The organism is Stenotrophomonas sp. 24(2023) (assembly GCF_030913365.1).
In the GTDB taxonomy this organism is placed as follows: domain Bacteria; phylum Pseudomonadota; class Gammaproteobacteria; order Xanthomonadales; family Xanthomonadaceae; genus Stenotrophomonas.
Genome location: NZ_CP133160.1, coordinates 876,379 through 893,999, shown reverse-complemented (window position 1 = coordinate 893,999; position 17,621 = coordinate 876,379). Strand labels below are relative to the sequence as shown.

Below are 17,621 nucleotides of genomic sequence, written 5' to 3'. Positions count from 1 at the left end.
ACTGGTTGCAACGGCAACCGAAACGCGGGTGTACGCTCCGTGCCCCGTCGTGTTTTCCAGCCCCTTCCCCTGGAGTTGTGCCCCCATGAAACGCCTTGGCCTCGTGTTTGCCGTGCTGCTGGCCACCAGCGGCTGTGCCAGCCTGTCCTCCACCACGCCCAGTGCCTATGCCACCGCGCCGAGCATGGCCGGTGATGCCGCGCGCCCGGCCAAGGCCAGCGGCTGGGTGCGCAGTGAGCTGTACTTCGGCGTGGGCGAAGAGCAGGGCGCCGGCAACCGCCCGCAGGCGGACACCATCAGCGATGCGCAGTGGCGCGAGTTCCTGGACAAGGAAGTCACGCCGCGCTTCCCCGATGGCCTGACCGTGTTCGATGCCTACGGCCAGTGGCTGTTCCGCGGCGATGCCGCGCCCAACCGGCTGCGTACCAAGGTGCTGGTGGTGCTGCATGAAGACACCCCGCAGCGTCGTGCCGACATCGAGGCCATCCGCCTGGCGTGGAAGCAGAAGACCCACCACCAGTCGGTGCTGTGGTCGCGGCAGGCGGTGGACGTCTCCTTCTGAGCAGCGTGGCCGCATGAGCCTGCGGCCGGCGTAGCGCGGTAGAACCACGCCATGCGTGGATGCGGCTCCGGCCGCATCCCGGTACACAGAAACCCAAACAGAGCCATGGAATCCGGCCCGCGCTGGCCCTACCATCGGCCGTCCCCACCCCCCACCGCAGCCCCTTCCATGCCCGCTCCCGCCCCTGCCGCCACGCCGCGGCGCTGGTTCGTCGCCGGCGACTTCAATGGCTTCTTCGGCCTGGTCGTCGACAACCTCTCCATCCTCGGCTTCATCGCCATGGCCCTGGTCGGCATCTTCCAGTTCCCGGCCGAGGTGGTGTTCGGCCGCATGTTCCCGGGCACCGCCTTCGGCGTGCTGGTCGGCAACCTGCTGTACACCCTGATGGCCCGCCGCCTGGCTGCGCGCACCGGCCGCGATGATGTCACCGCCATGCCGCTGGGCCTGGATGCACCGACCAGCATCGGCATGGCCCTGCTGGTGCTGGGCCCGGCCTTCGTTGCCTTCAAGCAGCAGGGCCTGGACCCGCATGCGGCGGCCATCGCCACCTGGCAGCTGGGCATGGCCTCGCTGGTCATCATGGGCGTGCTGAAGTTCGTGCTGTCCTTCTTCGGCGAAGCGGTGACCCGCGCGCTGCCGCGTGCGGCGCTGCTGGGGTCCATCGCCGGCATCGCGCTGGTGCTGATGGGCCTGCTGCCGCTGCTGGAAACCCTGCGTTCGCCGCTGGTGGGCTTCACCACCCTGGGGCTGCTGCTGTACGTGCTGATCGCCAAGGGCAAGCTGCCGGTGCGTGGCCCGGGCGTGTTGCTGGCCTTCGTGTTCGGTACGGTGCTGTATTACGGGCTGGGACTGGCCGGGCTGGGCGTGCCGGGCTTTGCGATTCCGGCCTGGGTGCCGCCGCAGGTGGTGCTGCCGCTGCCCACGCTGGGCTTCATCGAGGGCCTGCCCACGGCCATGACCTACCTGCCGCTGCTGCTGCCGTTCGGCCTGCTGATGGTGGTCGGTGGCATCAACGTGTCCGAGAGCGCGCGTGCGGCCGGCGATGACTACCGCACCCGTGACATCCTGCTGGTCGAGGCGGTGGCCACGCTGGTGGCCGGTGTCTGCGGCGGCGTGGCGCAGACCACGCCGTACATCGGCCAGCCGGCGTACAAGCACATGGGGGCCCGCAGCGGCTACACGCTGCTGACCGGCCTGTTCGTCGGCATCGGCGGCATGCTCGGCATCATCTCCGGGCTGGTGCAGTGGCTGCCGCTGGCGGTGCTGGCACCGATCATCGTGTACGTCTCCATCGACATCACCACCCAGGCCTTCCAGGCCACCCCGCGCCAGCATGCCGGTGCGATGGTGCTGGGCTTCCTGCCGTCGGCGGCCTACCTGCTGGCGATCAAGGCGCCGGGCTGGATTCCGGCCGAGCAGATGGCCGCGCTGCTGACCCAGGTCGACGGCCACGGCCTGCCGGAACTGGCGGTGATCTTCGCACTGGGCAATGGTTTCATCATCACCGCGATGCTGTGGATCGCCACCGTGGCGGCGATGATCGACGGCCGCCTGCGCCGCGCCTGCGGCTTCCTGCTGGTGGCGGCCGTGCTGACCCTGTTCGGGCTGATCCACTCGGTGGACCCGCGCGGTGGCATCTACCTGCCGTGGGACCTGCAGGGCCTGGCCCGGGTGATCAGCTGGCAGTTCACCGGCGCCTATGTGGCGCTGGCCGTGCTGCTGGGCCTGCTGTCGCTGCAGAAGCAGCCGGTGAAGCCGCTGGCAGAGCGCGCCGGGCATTGACCGGTGATGCTGGGCGCGGCCCGGCGTTACCGTTGTTCATCCCCATCAGGCCGGGCCATGCCCGGCCTCATGCCGTGCCATCCAGCTCGGGGTAATGGCGGAAGATGCCCTGGGTGCTGAACGGCAGCCGGCGTTCGGAGGCCAGGTAGGCCGCGATGTTCGGCCGCTGCGCCACGCGCGCCTTCAGCGCGGCCAGCAACGGCAGGGAAGGCCACAGGGCCTGCATGCGCAGCGGGAACATGTAGTCCAGGCCGCTGAGCAGCTGGAACAGCGACAGGTCCACGTAGGAATGCGTGCGCAGCGGATGGCGGCCGCCGTTGGCGGCGAGCACCTGTTCGAAATAGCCCAGGAACTTCGGCAGGCGCTGGCCCCGGGTTTCAGTGGCCCGCGCCTTCGCTTCGCGCTTCTGGTCTTCGTAGTACTGCGAGGCGGCGATGGGATGGTGGGTGTCATGCACCTCGGCCACCAGGTCGGCGATGGTCAGTTGCAGCTGCAGTGCCTGCACCCGCCGTGACGCGGCCTGTGGCACCAGGTCCAGCGTGGGCCCGAGGAAATCGAGGATCGCCGCGACCTGCGCAACGACCTGCCGCCCGGCCTTGAGGAAGGGCGGGGCAAACGGCGCGCAGCCTTCGCCATCACCGGCCAGGAAGGCATCCATCACCGCATCGCCATGCACGCGGGCCATGTCGATGTAATCGGCAGCGGCATCTTCCAGTGCCAGACGCACGAACTCACCGCGGCCCTGGATGCCGGTCCAGTAGTACAGCGCGTACTGCATGGGGATTCTCCGGGAAGGCAGGCCCACAGCCTCGCGCGTGGCGTGCAAAGCACGCGTGAGCGTGTGGCCACGGCGCGCGGCCGGCAGGCGATCAACCGGCCGGCGCGGCGGGGCCGATGGTGAGGGTGTCCTGGCGGTTGAGCGTGTCGGCCAGCGCATAGCGGTAGCCCGTGGCCAGGATTTCCAGATAGCTGTCGTTGCCGGTCAGGATGAACAGCTGCAGGTCGCGCAGGCCGTGCGGATCATAGTGGGCGCGAAGGGCCGCCAGGCCCGGGTGTTCGAGCGCCCGGTACAGGCCGGAAAACGGGCAGTGACCGGTATCACGCCAGTGCTGGATCTCATCGGCAGGCGCCTGTTCCAGCTGGATATCGCCATGGTGCATCTCATGGAAACTGCCGCCCCGGCAGCGTGCCTCGTGCACGCCCTCGAACCACACCTGCAGCGCACGGTAGTGCAGGCCGGTGCGTGCCTCGTAGTCGGCCAGTGACTGGGCTTCCACATGCACCTGCGCGCTGAGGTCCTGTTCGCGGTAGAGCAGGCTCAGGTCGACAGTGCTGATGCGGAAGGGCACTGGCTCGGGGCGCAGCAGCATGCAGGCATTCCATTGCAGGGAAACAACATTGGGCCGCGCCCGCCACACGCTGTCAACGCACAACCCGAACGCCGCCCGAATGGGCGGGGAACCGTCCTGCCGTGGGCCGGTCACACAGGTTCATGCAGCAGAAAGACGAGGTACTGCGTCATGCAGAGTGGAAAAGCAGTATGGCCCTGGATCGTGGGCGTGGTGGTGATCGGCGGCGCAGGGGCGTGGTTGTTCCGCGATCAGTTCGCCCCAGGTGGTGCGGCACCGGCCACGGTGGAAGCCCCGTTGCCGGCCACCGCCGGGCCGCCGGCCGCAGCACCGCCTTCACCCGCCGCCGCCATCCAGCACCCGCTGGATACCGAGGCGGCCGCCGACCCGGCCCTGCCAGCGCTGGCCGACAGTGATGCGACGGCCTGGAATGCGCTGGCGTCGCTGTTCCCGGGCGAGGGCGTGCTGGCCCCGGTGATGCGTGAATTCCTGATCCAGCGGCTGGTCACCCACATCGACAACCTGGACAAGCCGAGCGTGCCGCCCACCGCGCTGGCGCTGCGGCCCCTGCCAGGCGAACTGCAGGTGGACGCGGGCGCGGACGGTACCCCGCAGCTGGCGCCGGCCAATGCCGCGCGCTACGCCCCCTATGTGAAGGCTTTCACGGCCGCCGACGCCGACGCGCTGGGCACGGCCTATCTGCGCTTCTACCCGTTGGTGCAGAAGGCCTATGCCAGCCTTGGCCGCCCTGACGCGTACTTCAACGACCGGCTGGTGCAGGTGATCGACCACCTGCTGGCCACGCCGGAACCGGCGCGGCCGCTGGCGGTGGAACGCGACGAGCGTGGCCGCTACCGCTTCGCCGATCCGGCGCTGCAGTCCCGTTCGGTGGGGCAGAAGGCCCTGCTGCGCCTGGACCTGCAGCAGGAGCGGGCGGTGAAGCAGCAGTTGCGGGCCCTGCGCGCCGTGGTGACACGCGGCTGACCCTGCCGCCCGGCTTGGGGGGCTTGCGCGGGATCAACGCGCCGCCCACACCGCCCGTTGCATGCTGGCCCCCGGCTGAAGGACGCCGGGGGCCAGTCGCAGCCACCCTTGAAACGGGGTGGGGCATCCGCATCTTTCCTGCATCGCCGGCGCGGGCCGGCCCTTGATGACCGATGAGGATTCGCAATGCGGATGGACAAGCTCACCTCGCGTTTCCAGCAGGCGCTGGCTGACGCGCAGTCGCTGGCCGTGGGCCGCGACCACAGCATCATCGAACCGGCTCACCTGTTCAGCGCGCTGCTGGACCAGCAGGGCGGCAGCACGCGCCCGTTGCTGGCCCAGGCCGGCGTGAACGTGCCGGTGCTGCGCGAGCGCCTGACCGAGGCGCTGGATGCACTGCCGAAGGTGTCCGGCCAGGCCGGCAGCGTGTCGATGGGCAATGACCTCGGGCGCCTGCTCAACCACACCGACAAGCTGGCCCAGCAGAACGGCGATGCCTTCATCGCCAGCGAGTGGTTCGTGCTGGCCGCGCTGGAAGACAGCGGCACGCTGGGCATGGCGCTGCGCGCCGCCGGCGCTGACAAGACCCGCCTGCAGGCCGCCATCGACAAGCTGCGCGGCGGCGAGAGCGTGCAGTCGGAAAACGCCGAAGAACAGCGGCAGGCGCTGGAGAAGTACACCATCGACCTGACCGCGCGCGCCGAGAGCGGCAAGCTCGACCCGGTGATCGGCCGCGATGAGGAGATCCGCCGCACCATCCAGGTGCTGCAGCGGCGCACCAAGAACAACCCGGTGCTGATCGGCGAACCGGGCGTGGGCAAGACCGCGATTGTCGAAGGCCTGGCCCAGCGCATCGTCAACGACGAAGTGCCCGAAGGCCTGCGCGGCAAGCGCGTGCTGTCGCTGGACATGGGCGCGCTGATCGCCGGGGCCAAGTTCCGTGGCGAGTTCGAGGAGCGCCTGAAGGGCGTGCTCAACGACCTGGCCAAGAGCGAAGGCCAGATCATCCTGTTCATCGATGAGCTGCATACCATGGTCGGTGCCGGCAAGGCCGACGGCGCGATGGATGCCGGCAACATGCTCAAGCCGGCGCTGGCACGCGGCGAGCTGCACTGCGTGGGCGCCACCACGCTGGATGAGTACCGCAAGTACATCGAGAAGGATGCTGCGCTGGAGCGTCGTTTCCAGAAGGTGATCGTGGGCGAGCCGACGGTGGAGGACACCATCGCGATCCTGCGTGGCCTGAAGGAAAAGTACGCGGTGCACCATGGCGTGGAGATCACCGATCCGGCCATCGTTGCCGCCGCCACGCTGTCCAACCGCTACATCACCGACCGCCAGCTGCCGGACAAGGCCATCGACCTGATGGACGAGGCGGCCTCGCGCCTGCGCATGGAAATCGACTCCAAGCCGGAAGAACTGGACCGCCTGGAACGCCGCGTGATCCAGCTGAAGATCCAGCGCGAGATGCTGAAGAAGGAGAAGGACGAGGCTTCGCGGCAGCGCCTGGCCGACCTGGAAGGCGATATCGACGGGCTGGAGCGCGAATTTTCCGACCTCAACGAGATCTGGAAATCGGAAAAGGCTGCGCTGCAGGGGGCCACGAAGATCAAGGAACAGATCGAGCAGGCCCGCCTGGAGCTGGAATCGGCGCAGCGCCGCCAGGATTTCGCGCGGATGAGCGAAATCCAGTACGGCCAGCTGCCGCAGCTGGAAAAGCAGTTGCTGGCCGCGCAGGAAGCGGAAAACAACGATTTCAAGCTGGTGCAGGACCGGGTGACCGACGAGGAGATCGCCGAGGTGGTCTCGCGCTGGACCGGTATTCCGGTCAACCGCATGCTGGAAGGTGAGCGTGACAAGCTGCTGCGCATGGAGCAGGTGCTGCATGAGCGCGTGGTCGGCCAGGAAGAGGCGATCAAGGTCGTATCCGATGCGGTGCGGCGTTCGCGCGCCGGGTTGTCCGACCCGAACCGCCCCAGCGGCTCGTTCCTGTTCCTGGGCCCGACCGGCGTGGGCAAGACCGAGTTGTGCAAGTCGCTGGCCGAGTTCCTGTTCGACAGTGCCGACGCCATGATCCGCATCGACATGAGCGAGTTCATGGAAAAGCACAGCGTGGCCCGCCTGATCGGTGCGCCCCCGGGCTACGTGGGCTACGAGGAAGGCGGTTACCTGACCGAGGCGGTGCGCCGCCGCCCGTACTCGCTGATCCTGCTGGACGAAGTGGAGAAGGCGCACACCGATGTGTTCAACATCCTGCTGCAGGTGCTCGACGATGGCCGCCTGACCGACGGCCAGGGCCGCACGGTGGACTTCCGCAATACCGTCATCGTGATGACCTCCAACCTGGGCTCGCACCAGATCCAGGACATGGGCAGCGATGACAGTCCGGAGGCCTACCTGCAGATGAAGGCGGCGGTGATGGGCGTGGTGCAGGCGCACTTCCGCCCGGAATTCATCAACCGGCTGGACGACATCGTGGTGTTCCATCCGCTGGACAAACCGCAGATCAAGCAGATCGCACGCATCCAGATGCGTGGCCTGGAAAAGCGCCTTGCCGAGCGCGGCCTGAAACTGCAGGTGTCCGATGCGGCCTTCGACCTGCTGGGCAACGTCGGCTTCGATCCGGTCTATGGCGCGCGGCCGCTGAAGCGCGCCATCCAGGCGCAGCTGGAGAATCCGCTGGCGCAGAAGATCCTGGCCGGTACTTTCAGCACGGGCGACACCATCGCGGTGGATGCCGCCGGTGGCCAGTTGGGGTTCCAGCGTGCCTGATGCAGCAGGGGCCGGGTGATGCCCGGCCCTGCTGCGGCCACGGCTCAGAAGCGCCGGTTGTAGCCGCTGATCGCGGTGAACTGGTTGGCCTTCTGCACGATCGGGCTGTCGGCGGCATCGCCCAGCAGGCGGGCCCCTTCCACGCTGATGAACCAGTCGCTGCGTGCGCCCAGTTCGCGGCGCCAGGTCAGGCCCAGGCCGGCACTGTGGAAGCCGGCTTTGGGGGTGAACGCACGGAAGCCCGAGCTGGCCGACTGCGCAGCCGTGACGCCATACCAGGTCTGCATGTAGCCCTTGTTGCCGTACTCGGCCGAGCCGGTGGCGCTGAGCTTGCCGCCGGCCAGTGCGAACAGCGGCACGTCCACGCCCAGTACGGCGTGGCCGGTGGCCAGGCCGTTGTCGCCACGATCGCTGTCGCGCGGGGTGTACTGCAGCCCTGCCGTCAGCACAGCCGTGCCAACCACATAGCTACCGGCCACACCGACCATGGCACGGCTGCGGATACGTCCCATGCCCCGCAGATGGTCGGAACCTTCCAGGAAGGCGTCCTTGTCGCGGCGGCTGTTGCTGGCCGACACATAGCCACGCAGGCTGGCGCGGCCGGCGACCGTCGTGCTCCAGCCGACCCCGCCGGTACCGAGAAACCAGCCCCCGGGAGATGTCGCCTCGAACGACAGCATCGGTACGGCCTGGTAGTCCTTGCTGCCGCTGTAGCGCGGCGCGACACCCCCGCCGACCGACAGCTGCTTGGTCCAACGGTCGCTGGCGCCGGTGTCGGCCGCCGTGCCGGTCAGTGGCAGGGCCAGCAGGCTCGAAAGCAGCAGGAAGGGAAGGGCGGGGCGACGGGTAGGGCTCATGGCGACTCTCTGCGAGGGAAGTGCGGCGCGACATCCGGTCGGCTGCTGGCTGGCAAGCCTGCCCGGATGGCGCACGCGGTTCCCACCGCAGGTGTAACCCGCCTGTAAAATTCTGTAACCGCCGGTGGGGCGTTCAGCCGCCAGTCGGAGGCCAGCGCAGTTCCAGCCGCGCGCCGCCGTATGGGCTGGCCGCGACCTGCAGGCCGCCGCCGTGGCGCAGCGCGATGCGGTGGACGATGGCCAGGCCCAGGCCGAAGCCGCCGGTATCGCGGCTGCGGCTTTCATCCAGCCGGGTGAACGGGCGCAGCACCGTGTCACGGTCGGCCTCGGGAATGCCCGGGCCATCATCGTCCACGCGCAGGCAGGCCTGTCCGCCATCCAGATACAGCGCCACGTCCACGCGATGGCGCGCATGGCGCAGCGCGTTGCCGACCAGGTTGTTCAGGGCCAGCTGCAGCAGGCGTGGGTTGCCGACCAGAGTGGTGGGCGCGGTTGGCGCGGCGCGCAGCTGCTTGCCCGTGCGCTCGGCATCACGCTGGGCATCGGCCAGGCTCTCGTGCAGCCACTGCGGCGCATCGAAGGGCTGCATCGGGGGCTCCTGGCCGGGTTGCTCCAGACGCTCATAGGCCAGCAGTTCGCTGACCAGCCGGTTCAGCTCATCCAGATCACCGCGCAGGCCTTCGGCCAGATGCGCGCGTCGCTGCGGGTCGTCGCTTTCCTGCATCAGGTCCAGACCGAAGGACAGGCGCGCGATGGGGGTGCGCAGTTCGTGGGAAAGCGCATGGGTCAGGTCGCGCTGGCGTTGCACCAGTTCGGCCACGCGTGCGGCCATGCGGTTGGAATGCTCGACGATGACCCGGATCTGCGAGCGCGGCGATACCTGTGCACGCGCGTGCAGTTCGCCGGCGCCGATACGGTCGGCATGGCCACGCAGGATTTCCAGGTCACGCCACAGCAGGCGTACCCACAGGAAAATGCAGGCCCCTACCAGCAGCAAGATGCCGGCATAGGCCAGCAGGGTCATGTGCAGGGCCAGCGAGACCTCGCCGGGCAGGCGCAGGCTTGCCCAGCGTCCCTGCGCATCGTCGATGGGCAGCAGGACATGCTCGAAATTATCGCGCACCACGAAGCGGTGCTTCTGCAGCGATGCCTGCTCGGCGGCATCCAGTGCCGGCGGCCCATCCAGCAGGGCCAGCGCAATGCCGTAATGCGGCTGCCACTGCTGCAGCAGCGCGCGCTGCGCCTCGGCACTGCGCCCGGACAGGCCGCTGCGCACGGCGTAGACCTGTCCGCGCACCTGCTCGGCGAACACGCTGTCCAGCACCGGCGCATAGACATGGTCCAGGATGACATTCAGGCTCAGGACCGAAACCACGAAGCAGGTGCCGGTAATCAGCCACAACCGCAGGAACAGGCGCAGCATGGCCTACCAAGCCACCGGGTTGAACTGGTAGCCGCGGCCCCAGATGGTCTTGATGCGGCGCGGCTCGCGCGCATCGTCGCCCAGCTTGCGGCGCAGCTTGCCGATGCTCACATCCACGCTGCGGTCCTGGCCGTCGAAGCCGATGCCGCGCACGGCGTGCAGGATCTGGTCGCGCGAGAGCACCTGGCCGGGCTGGCTGGCCAGCAGCCACAGGATCTCGAATTCGGTGGTGCCTACCTCCACCCGCTGGCCCTGCAGCTGCACCTCGCGCTGGTGGCGATCGATCAGCAGCTGGCCATGTTCCAGCCGCCCGCCGTCGTGACCACTGGCCACCGACTGGCGGCGCAGCAGCGCGCGCAGCCGTGCCAGCAGCAGGCGGGGCTCCACGGGCTTGAGTACGTAGTCGTCCGCGCCCGATTCCAGGCCCAGCACCTGGTCCACGTCATCCTCGCAGGCGGTGAGCATCAGGATGGGTACCTGGGAAAAGCCCCGGATCTGGCGGCAGACATCGATGCCGCCCAGCCCGGGCAGCATCAGGTCCAGCACCACCAGCTGCGGCGCATGTTGCCGGCAGGCATCGCCGGCCAGGTCGCCGCGTGCCACGTGCTGCACGGCAAAGCCATGTTCGCGCAGGTAATCGCCGATGAGTTCGGCCAGGCGCCGGTCGTCCTCCACCAGCAGCACCTGCGGTGTGGCCGCCGGCCGGGCAGGGGACAACCAAGGGGGAGTGTGCATGCGATGGCCTCCATGCCAATGGGCAGTGCGCCCTGGCGGCGCAGCCTAGCAACCGCTCCTGCCTGCTGCCTGAATGGGCGCCAACCTGATAACCAGACGGCGTGAGCAGATCACCAACCGCTCTCTGGCTGGACCGCCGGGCTGCCCTATGGTGGGTGCTTTCCAACCCATGGAGTGGCGTCGATGAGTGGTCCGCAGTGGCATCTGGAAACCCTGGCCGTACACGGTGGCTACCGCCCCGACCCCACCACGCGTGCGGTGGCGGTGCCGATCTACCAGACCGTGGCCTATGCCTTCGATGACACCCAGCACGGTGCGGACCTGTTCGACCTGAAGGTACAGGGCAACATCTACACGCGCATCATGAACCCCACCACCGATGTGCTGGAACAGCGCGTGGCGGCGCTGGAGGGCGGGATCGGCGCGCTGGCGCTGGCCTCCGGCCAGGCGGCCATCACCTATGCCCTGCAGACCATCGCCGAGGCCGGCGACAACATCGTCGCCTCCAGTGCCCTGTACGGCGGCACCTGGAACCTGCTGGCGCATACGCTGCCGCAGTACGGCATCCAGGCGCGCTTCGCCGATCCGGCCGACCCGGCCGCGTTCGCCACGCTGATCGATGGCCGCACCAAGGCGGTGTTCGTCGAATCGATCGGCAACCCGCGCGGCAACATCACCGATATCGCCGCGCTGGCCGATGTCGCGCATGCGGCGGGTGTGCCGCTGATCGTCGACAACACCGTGGCCACGCCCTACCTGCTGCGGCCGATCGAACACGGTGCGGACATCGTGGTGCATTCGCTGACCAAGTACCTGGGCGGCCATGGCACCAGCCTGGGCGGGGCCATCGTCGATGCCGGCCGTTTCGACTGGCGGGCGCAGGCGGCACGGTTCCCGCGCCTGAACCAACCCGATCCCAGTTACCACGGGGTGGTCTATACCGAAGCCCTGGGCCCGGCAGCCTACATCGGCCGCGCGCGGGTGGTGCCGCTGCGCAACACCGGCGCTGCGCTGTCGCCGTTCAATGCCTTCCTGATCCTGCAGGGCATTGAAACCCTGGCCCTGCGCATGGACCGCATCAACGCCAATGCACGGGCCGTGGCCGAGTTCCTGGCCGCGCACAGCAAGGTCGCCTGGGTGCGCTATGCCGGCCTGCCGGGCGACGACCAGCACGGGTTGGCGCAGCGCTACCTGGGCGGCCAGGGCTCGGGCGTGCTGACCTTCGGCCTGCCTGGCGGGCGCGAAGCAGGTGCCCGTTTCCTGGATGCCCTGCAGCTGTTCACCCGGCTGGTGAACCTGGGCGATGCCAAATCGCTGGCGACCCACCCGGCCTCCACCACGCACCGGCAGCTGAGCCCGGCGGAACTGCTGCAGGCCGGCGTCAGCGAAGATACCGTGCGCCTGTCGATCGGCATCGAGCACATCGATGACCTGCTGGCCGACCTGGGCCAGGCCCTGGCGCGGGCCTGAGGGCGGCCATCGCGCAGGATCGGTCACGCAGCGCGCTGGCCGGTGCGGCACCATCATGGCCGTCCACAGGAAGGAGACGGCCATGAAGCAGCTTGCCCGCCTGCGCCAGGCGCAGGGTATCGAGCGGGTCATCGAGCACCTGCAGGCGTGCCTGCGCGCGCAGCAGCCCCTGCCGGACGTGACCACCCTGGCCGGCATCGCCCATCAGTCGCCATTTCATTTCCAGCGCCTGTACCGCGCACTGACCGGCGAAAGCCCGGGCCAGACACTGGACCGCCTGCGCCTGCTCAGTGCCCTGCAGGTCCTGCAGCAGCCCTCGGCCAGTGTCACCGAGGCCGCCCTGGCCGCGGGCTATGGCAGCGCGCAGGCGCTGGCGCGGCGTTGCCGGCAGCGGGTGCAGGCGACACCCCGGCAGTTGCGCGACGACGTGGGGCTGCGTGAACAGTGGCAGCAGGCATTGGCCCGGCCGCCGGCCGACGTGCCGGGCACGGAAGCGACGCCGCTGCAGGTGCAGGTGCGCACGCTGGAGCCATTCGATGTCGTGCTGCTGCGGACCCGGGGCGCATTCGCCGATCTGGACGCCGGGTTTGGCCGGCTGTTCGCCTGGGCACAGGCAGGGGGCATGGACGAGGCGCTGCGGCACCTCGTGGGCATCGCTGTCGATGACCACCGTGATGTCCCGGGGCACCGTCACCGCTTCGACTGCGGCATGGGGTTCGCCGTGCCGTTGCCGGCACTGCCGGTCCCCCTCCGGCGGCAGGTGCTGGGGGCCGGCCGGCACGCCGTGGCGCACCACGTCGGGCCTTATGAACGGCTGCAGGCGCTGGGCGACGCATTGCTGCGCGACTGGTGGCCCGGCAGCGGCTACACGTTGGCGGAAGCCCCTCTGTACTTCCACTTCCACGACGACCCCGAGCAGGTGCCCGGGGATCAGCTGCGCGCGGACGTCTGCCTGCCGCTGGCCGGCTGATAGCGCGCGGCTGTTTGCTCATCGCCTCTGGCGATCACCACGGCCGCGCGATTGGAGTACGGTGGACGTGCCTCTCCAAGGCAGTGGCGAAAACAGATCCCCGGCCGATGCGGGTCGGCCGGGGATCACTTTTTTCGTGGCGGTGGTGCCGCCTCAGACCACCGGAATGCTGTGCTGGCCCAGGCCACGGTAGGGCGGGGTGGCCATCACCATTTCCGCCAGCGAGTAGGCCAGTTCGCGCTCGGCCATCACCGTACCGTCGGCACCGTGCTCAAGCAGGTGCTTCACCTCGGCGTCGCTGTGCGCGCGGGCCAGCAGGGTCAGGGTGGGGTTGATGGCGCGCAGCTTGGCCAGCGCTTCGCCGGCTTCCAGCGGCTGCGGGATGGCCAGCACGGCGATCTTGGCGCGTTCCGGGTGCGCCTCGGCCAGCACGCGATCGGCCGCCGCGCTGCCACGGATCGCGGCCAGGCCCTTGGCGTGCGCCTGCTCGACGTGTTCCTTGTTGTCATCGATCACCAGCACGGGCACGCCACGGTCGCGCAGCACCTGCGCCAGTTCGCTGCCGACGCGGCCGTAGCCGATCACGATGGCGTGGTCGTGCAGGTCGCGCGAGGGGCCGGTGGCCTCTTCGGGCTCCGGCGGCTGCGGCAGGTGCTCCTGCTTGGCCTGCCAGCGGTCGAGCAGGCCGAACACCACCGGGTTGAGCATGATCGATACCAGCGCACCGGCCAGCACCAGCGACTGGCCTTCCTTGGGCAGGATCTGCAGCGCCACGCCGAGGCCGGCGATGATGAAGGCGAATTCACCGATCTGCGCCAGGCTGGCCGAGATGGTCAGCGCGGTGCTGGTGGGGTGGCCGAAGGCGCGCACGATGAAGAACGCGGCGGCCGACTTGCCGAACATGATGATCAGCACCGTGGCCAGCACCTGCCAGGGGTGCTGGATGAGGATGTTCGGGTCGAACAGCATGCCCACCGAGACGAAGAACAGCACCGCGAACGCATCGCGCAGCGGCAGCGAATCATGCGCGGCCTTGTGGCTGAGTTCCGATTCGTTGAGCAGCATGCCGGCGAAGAATGCGCCCAGCGCGAAGGACACGCCGAACAGCATGGCCGAGCCGAACGCCACGCCCAGTGCGATGGCCAGCACGGACAGGGTGAACAGCTCGCGCGAACCGGTGCCGGCGATGCGTTCGAGGATCCAGGGAATGACCCGGCGGCCGACCACCAGCATCACCGCCACGAACAGGCCCAGCTGCACGAAGGTCCAGCCGATGCTGGCCAGCACGCTGCCCAGCGTGTGTGCTTCCTTGCCGGCATCGGGGCCGAACACGCCGGCCATGACCGGCATCATCACCAGGGCCAGCACGCAGGCCAGGTCCTCCACGATCAGCCAGCCCACCGCGATCTTGCCGCGCATGGTCTCCAGCAGGCGGCGTTCTTCCATCGCCCGCAGCAGCACCACGGTACTGGCCGTGGCCAGGGAGAAGCCGAACACCACGCCATGGATGGCCGGCCAGCCCATCAGCCAGGCCACGCCCCAGCCGAGCAGGGTCGCCACGGCGATCTGGCCGATGGCACCGGGGATGGCGATGGCCTTGACCGCCATCAGGTCCTTCAGCGAGAAATGCAGGCCGACGCCGAACATCAGCAGCATCACGCCCAGTTCGGCCAGCTGGTTGGCCAGCGCCTGGTCGGCTACGAAGCCGGGGGTGAACGGGCCGACGCAGATGCCAGCCACCAGGTACCCGACCAGAGGAGACAAGCGCAGCTTGTTGGCCAGCGCGCCCAGGATGAAGGCGAGCCCCAGGCCAACGGCCACGATGTTGATCAGGTCGGTGTCATGGTGCATCGGCACTCGCAGGAAAATCGGGGGATGGCCCGATTTTCACCGATGGCGCCAGATACAGCAAACCCGCAGGCCTGCTGCCGGGGCCTGCGGGTCTGCTCACGCATGTCTGCTCTCCCCCGCCTTCGGCGCGACCCTTCAACAGGAAGGGCGCGCCTCCAGACGCGGCGGGGGGCCGGCCAGCGGCCGGCACGCCTTACCAGGTGTACCTGATGCGGCCGTACACGTACGCGCCGTTGAAGCCGAACGGCGAGTAGTTGCTGTAGGGCAACATGCCCCAGGTGGAGTTCTGCAGGTCGGTGGTGCGGTCGGGGTATTCGTCCAGCAGGTTGTCCGCACCCACGGTCAGGGTCCAGTTGCTGCTCGGCTTGTAGCTCGCCGAGGCATCCAGCACCCACTTGTCGCCGTAGGTCTGGTCACGCAGCGGCGTGGCCGAGTTGCGCACGGTGAAGCTGCCGTAGCGGGTGGCGGCCAGGCCCAGTTCCCAGTGATCCGAGCGCCAGGTACCGCTGAGGATGGCCTTGTCGCGCGGGAAGCTGTCCTCGATGCGGCCGATCTCGTCGCGGCCGATCAGCGGCTGGGTGATGCCCAGCGGGCCGAACACTGCCGGCGATGCCGCGAACTTCTTCACTTCGGTGTCGTTGTAGCTGTAGGCCGCGGTCAGCTCCAGGCTGCTGGCCGCGAACGGCACGGTGTAGCTGGACACCACGTCCACGCCACGGGTGCGCGTGTCCAGGCCGTTGGTGAAGTAGGAGAACGCGGTGACCTGCGGCAGGCCCAGCCCGGTCAGCAGGGTGGCCGCGGCCGGCGTGGTGGTGATGTTGGAAGACAGCGCGATGCGGTCGTCGATGTCGATCTGGTAGGCATCGACGGTCACGTACAGGCGGTCCACCGGCTGCAGCACCAGGCCCAGGCTGTAGCTGGTGGCCGTTTCGGCCTTCAGCTTGGACGCTCCCAGGGCCTGGGCGGCGGCACTGGTGGTCGGGAAGGTGCCCCGGTCGAAGAACACGCCGTTGATGATCGTGCTGGTCACCGCCTGGTAGCCCTGCTGGGCCAGCGAGGGCGCGCGGAAGCCACTGGAGGCGGTGGCGCGCAGGGCGACCTTGTCGGTGAACGCATAGCGCGCCGACAGCTTGCCGGAGAACTTGTCGCCGAAGTCCGAGTAGTCCTCGTAGCGGCCGGTGATGCCGGCGGAGAACTTATCGGTCAGGTCGGCTTCCAGGCCAGCGTAGACGGCGTAGTTGTGGCGATCGGCATGCACTTCGTTGGTGGGGGTGAAGCCACCGAAGCCCTGCGCAGCGCTGCCGGTATAGGAATTGAGTTCACCCGGCAGCTGTTCCCACTTCTCCTTGCGGTACTCGCCACCGAAGGACAGCGTGACCGGGTAGGCCAGGCCCCAGTCCAGCGCCTTGGTGAAATCGGCGTTGAGGATGTCCTGGGTGTACTTGAGCGTGCCGTCATAGAACGAACGCGGGCTGGCGGTGCCCAGGCTGTAGTTGATGCTGTTGCGGGTGTGGAAGTCCAGGGTGTTCTCGCCGTGGTTGGCGCTGATGTCCCAGGTCCAGCCGCTGCCGGTGTCACCCTTCACGCCCAGCACCAGCGAACGGTCCTTGGAGTACTGGTTGATTTCCGGCACGAAGCCGTCCGGGTAGGTCTGCGCCAGCAGCGCGCCCTGGCCGCTGTGGGTGCGCGAGCGGTAGAACGCGAACGAGGTGATGTCGCGGTTGCTCAGCAGCGCGGTGGCGTAGCCGGTGACGTGGTCGGTGAAGTTGAAGCTGGCATTGGCCGAGGCGGCGGTGGCGTCCACCTTGGGGTCGCCGACCACGAAGGTGGTCTGGCCGATGCTGGGGAAATTGCCGGTGTTGGGGGTGGTGCCCTGGTAGGGGCCGGCGCGGTTGCTCTCATCCTGCTGGCTGATCTGCCCGGCCAGGTGCACGCTGCCGCGGCCACCGGCGAAACTGACGCCGGTATCGCCGGACAGCTGGTACTTCTTGCCGTCGCCTTCGGTGTACTGGCCGTAATCGACCGCCAGGCTGCCGCCGGCACCGCTGCCCTTGAGCACGATGTTGACCACGCCGGCGATCGCATCGGAGCCGTACTGGGCCGAGGCACCGTCACGCAGCACTTCCACCCGTTCGATCGCGGCGATCGGAATGGCGTTGATGTCCACCGCCGAGGAGCCGCGGCCGATGCTGCCGTTGACGTTGATCAGTGCCGAGGTGTGGCGGCGCTTGCCGTTGACCAGCACCAGCACCTGGTCGGGGGAGAGGCCGCGCAGCTGGGCCGGGCGCACGCCGCTGGTGCCGTCGGTCAGGGCCGGGCGCGGGAAGTTCAGCGAGGGCAGCGCGCGCGACAGCGCGGTGGCCAGTTCGGAGGTGCCGGTGGACTGCAGCACTTCCGGGGTGATGATGTCGATGGGGGACTGCGACTGGGCCACGGTGCGGTCGGCCACGCGGGTACCGGTGACGATCACCGTGTCCAGGGTGTTGGCCGTGGGCGTGGACTGGGCGCTGGCGATCCAGGGGGAACCACCGAGTGCGACAGCGACGGCGGCGGCGATCAGGCTGGTCTTGCGGGTCATCGGGGTGCGGCTCCGGTTGGAGAGGGCGGGCACCGGAATCGACATCACGACGGTTGGGCGGACGGCGGTTGTTGCGGTGCGCAATTCAGGAATTAACGGGAATTTCAGGTGGCTGTCAAATGCCGGTAACAGCAAAAAACGTTGCAGCAGCAACCATTTAGCGCTGGCCGGCAGCGGCGGCGTGGGGACCCGGGAGGACGCGGTGCTGGACGTGGGAGAGAGAGAGCGGCCACCACCGCGTGTCCCGGGGCGCGTCAAGTATTCGTTAACGCTAGAATTGCGTCGCAG

General features: G+C 68.5%; 13 protein-coding genes. 6 read left to right on the top strand and 7 right to left on the bottom strand.

All coding sequences use genetic code 11. The features are described from left to right. Positions 1–85 precede the first annotated feature (85 nt). Positions 86–562 (top strand): DUF3574 domain-containing protein, encoded by a 477-nt coding sequence (locus Q9R17_RS03975; protein ID WP_308157154.1) that lies wholly within the window; start codon positions 86–88, stop codon positions 560–562. 168 nt (positions 563–730) lie between these two features. After that, positions 731–2,344, top strand: a complete 1,614-nt coding sequence (locus Q9R17_RS03970) for a hypothetical protein (RefSeq protein ID WP_308157153.1) — start codon at positions 731–733, stop codon at positions 2,342–2,344. Between the two features lie 67 nt (positions 2,345–2,411). Here the strand turns inward: Q9R17_RS03970 and Q9R17_RS03965 are convergent, their stop codons facing one another. After that, the gene (locus Q9R17_RS03965) at positions 2,412–3,122 is read right to left on the bottom strand and encodes a glutathione S-transferase (protein WP_308157152.1); all 711 of its coding nucleotides are present in this window, start codon (positions 3,120–3,122) and stop codon (positions 2,412–2,414) included. Between the two features lie 91 nt (positions 3,123–3,213). Continuing rightward, the gene (locus Q9R17_RS03960; RefSeq protein WP_308157151.1) at positions 3,214–3,714 is read right to left on the bottom strand and encodes a hypothetical protein; all 501 of its coding nucleotides are present in this window, start codon (positions 3,712–3,714) and stop codon (positions 3,214–3,216) included. 150 nt (positions 3,715–3,864) lie between these two features. Between Q9R17_RS03960 and Q9R17_RS03955 the strand changes: the two genes are divergently transcribed. Further along, a complete protein-coding gene (locus Q9R17_RS03955; RefSeq protein WP_308157150.1) occupies positions 3,865–4,677 on the top strand; it encodes a DUF3014 domain-containing protein in 813 nt (270 codons plus the stop codon). A gap of 186 nt (positions 4,678–4,863) precedes the next feature. Beyond that, positions 4,864–7,449 (top strand): ATP-dependent chaperone ClpB, encoded by a 2,586-nt coding sequence (gene clpB / locus Q9R17_RS03950; RefSeq protein ID WP_308157149.1) that lies wholly within the window; start codon positions 4,864–4,866, stop codon positions 7,447–7,449. A gap of 44 nt (positions 7,450–7,493) precedes the next feature. Here the strand turns inward: clpB and Q9R17_RS03945 are convergent, their stop codons facing one another. From Q9R17_RS03945 to Q9R17_RS03935, 3 genes are all read right to left on the bottom strand, one after another. Beyond that, the gene (locus Q9R17_RS03945; RefSeq protein ID WP_308157148.1) at positions 7,494–8,306 is read right to left on the bottom strand and encodes a MipA/OmpV family protein; all 813 of its coding nucleotides are present in this window, start codon (positions 8,304–8,306) and stop codon (positions 7,494–7,496) included. 133 nt (positions 8,307–8,439) lie between these two features. Next, positions 8,440–9,729 (bottom strand): ATP-binding protein, encoded by a 1,290-nt coding sequence (locus tag Q9R17_RS03940; protein ID WP_308157147.1) that lies wholly within the window; start codon positions 9,727–9,729, stop codon positions 8,440–8,442. A gap of 3 nt (positions 9,730–9,732) precedes the next feature. Next, positions 9,733–10,464 carry a response regulator transcription factor gene (locus Q9R17_RS03935; RefSeq protein ID WP_308157146.1) on the bottom strand — a complete coding sequence of 244 codons (732 nt, stop codon included), beginning with the start codon at positions 10,462–10,464 and terminating at the stop codon, positions 9,733–9,735. 183 nt (positions 10,465–10,647) lie between these two features. Between Q9R17_RS03935 and Q9R17_RS03930 the strand changes: the two genes are divergently transcribed. Both Q9R17_RS03930 and Q9R17_RS03925 read left to right on the top strand, forming a co-directional pair. Further along, positions 10,648–11,934, top strand: a complete 1,287-nt coding sequence (locus Q9R17_RS03930) for an aminotransferase class V-fold PLP-dependent enzyme (RefSeq protein ID WP_308157145.1) — start codon at positions 10,648–10,650, stop codon at positions 11,932–11,934. An 82-nt stretch (positions 11,935–12,016) separates the two neighbouring features. Next, entirely contained in the window at positions 12,017–12,904 is an 888-nt protein-coding gene (locus Q9R17_RS03925; protein WP_308157144.1) for a GyrI-like domain-containing protein, read from the top strand. A gap of 153 nt (positions 12,905–13,057) precedes the next feature. On the opposite strand, the gene ybaL is transcribed toward Q9R17_RS03925, so the two are convergent. Further along, positions 13,058–14,755, bottom strand: a complete 1,698-nt coding sequence (ybaL, locus tag Q9R17_RS03920) for a YbaL family putative K(+) efflux transporter (protein WP_308157143.1) — start codon at positions 14,753–14,755, stop codon at positions 13,058–13,060. A gap of 193 nt (positions 14,756–14,948) precedes the next feature. Then, a complete protein-coding gene (locus Q9R17_RS03915) occupies positions 14,949–17,333 on the bottom strand; it encodes a TonB-dependent receptor (RefSeq protein WP_308157142.1) in 2,385 nt (794 codons plus the stop codon). Between the last annotated feature and the right edge of the window lie 288 nt (positions 17,334–17,621).

What these genes read in the sequence shown, in the direction of transcription:
- Q9R17_RS03970 (WP_308157153.1), top strand. Translation starts at nt 731, where the DNA reads ATGCCCGCTCCCGCCCCTGCCGCCACGCCGCGGCGCTGGTTCGTCGCC.
- Q9R17_RS03915 (WP_308157142.1), bottom strand. Translation starts at nt 17,333, where the DNA reads ATGACCCGCAAGACCAGCCTGATCGCCGCCGCCGTCGCTGTCGCACTC.
- Q9R17_RS03930 (WP_308157145.1), top strand. Translation starts at nt 10,648, where the DNA reads ATGAGTGGTCCGCAGTGGCATCTGGAAACCCTGGCCGTACACGGTGGC.
- Q9R17_RS03945 (WP_308157148.1), bottom strand. Translation starts at nt 8,306, where the DNA reads ATGAGCCCTACCCGTCGCCCCGCCCTTCCCTTCCTGCTGCTTTCGAGC.
- Q9R17_RS03940 (WP_308157147.1), bottom strand. Translation starts at nt 9,729, where the DNA reads ATGCTGCGCCTGTTCCTGCGGTTGTGGCTGATTACCGGCACCTGCTTC.
- Q9R17_RS03960 (WP_308157151.1), bottom strand. Translation starts at nt 3,714, where the DNA reads ATGCTGCTGCGCCCCGAGCCAGTGCCCTTCCGCATCAGCACTGTCGAC.
- ybaL (WP_308157143.1), bottom strand. Translation starts at nt 14,755, where the DNA reads ATGCACCATGACACCGACCTGATCAACATCGTGGCCGTTGGCCTGGGG.
- Q9R17_RS03975 (WP_308157154.1), top strand. Translation starts at nt 86, where the DNA reads ATGAAACGCCTTGGCCTCGTGTTTGCCGTGCTGCTGGCCACCAGCGGC.
- clpB (WP_308157149.1), top strand. Translation starts at nt 4,864, where the DNA reads ATGCGGATGGACAAGCTCACCTCGCGTTTCCAGCAGGCGCTGGCTGAC.
- Q9R17_RS03965 (WP_308157152.1), bottom strand. Translation starts at nt 3,122, where the DNA reads ATGCAGTACGCGCTGTACTACTGGACCGGCATCCAGGGCCGCGGTGAG.
- Q9R17_RS03925 (WP_308157144.1), top strand. Translation starts at nt 12,017, where the DNA reads ATGAAGCAGCTTGCCCGCCTGCGCCAGGCGCAGGGTATCGAGCGGGTC.
- Q9R17_RS03955 (WP_308157150.1), top strand. Translation starts at nt 3,865, where the DNA reads ATGCAGAGTGGAAAAGCAGTATGGCCCTGGATCGTGGGCGTGGTGGTG.
- Q9R17_RS03935 (WP_308157146.1), bottom strand. Translation starts at nt 10,464, where the DNA reads ATGCACACTCCCCCTTGGTTGTCCCCTGCCCGGCCGGCGGCCACACCG.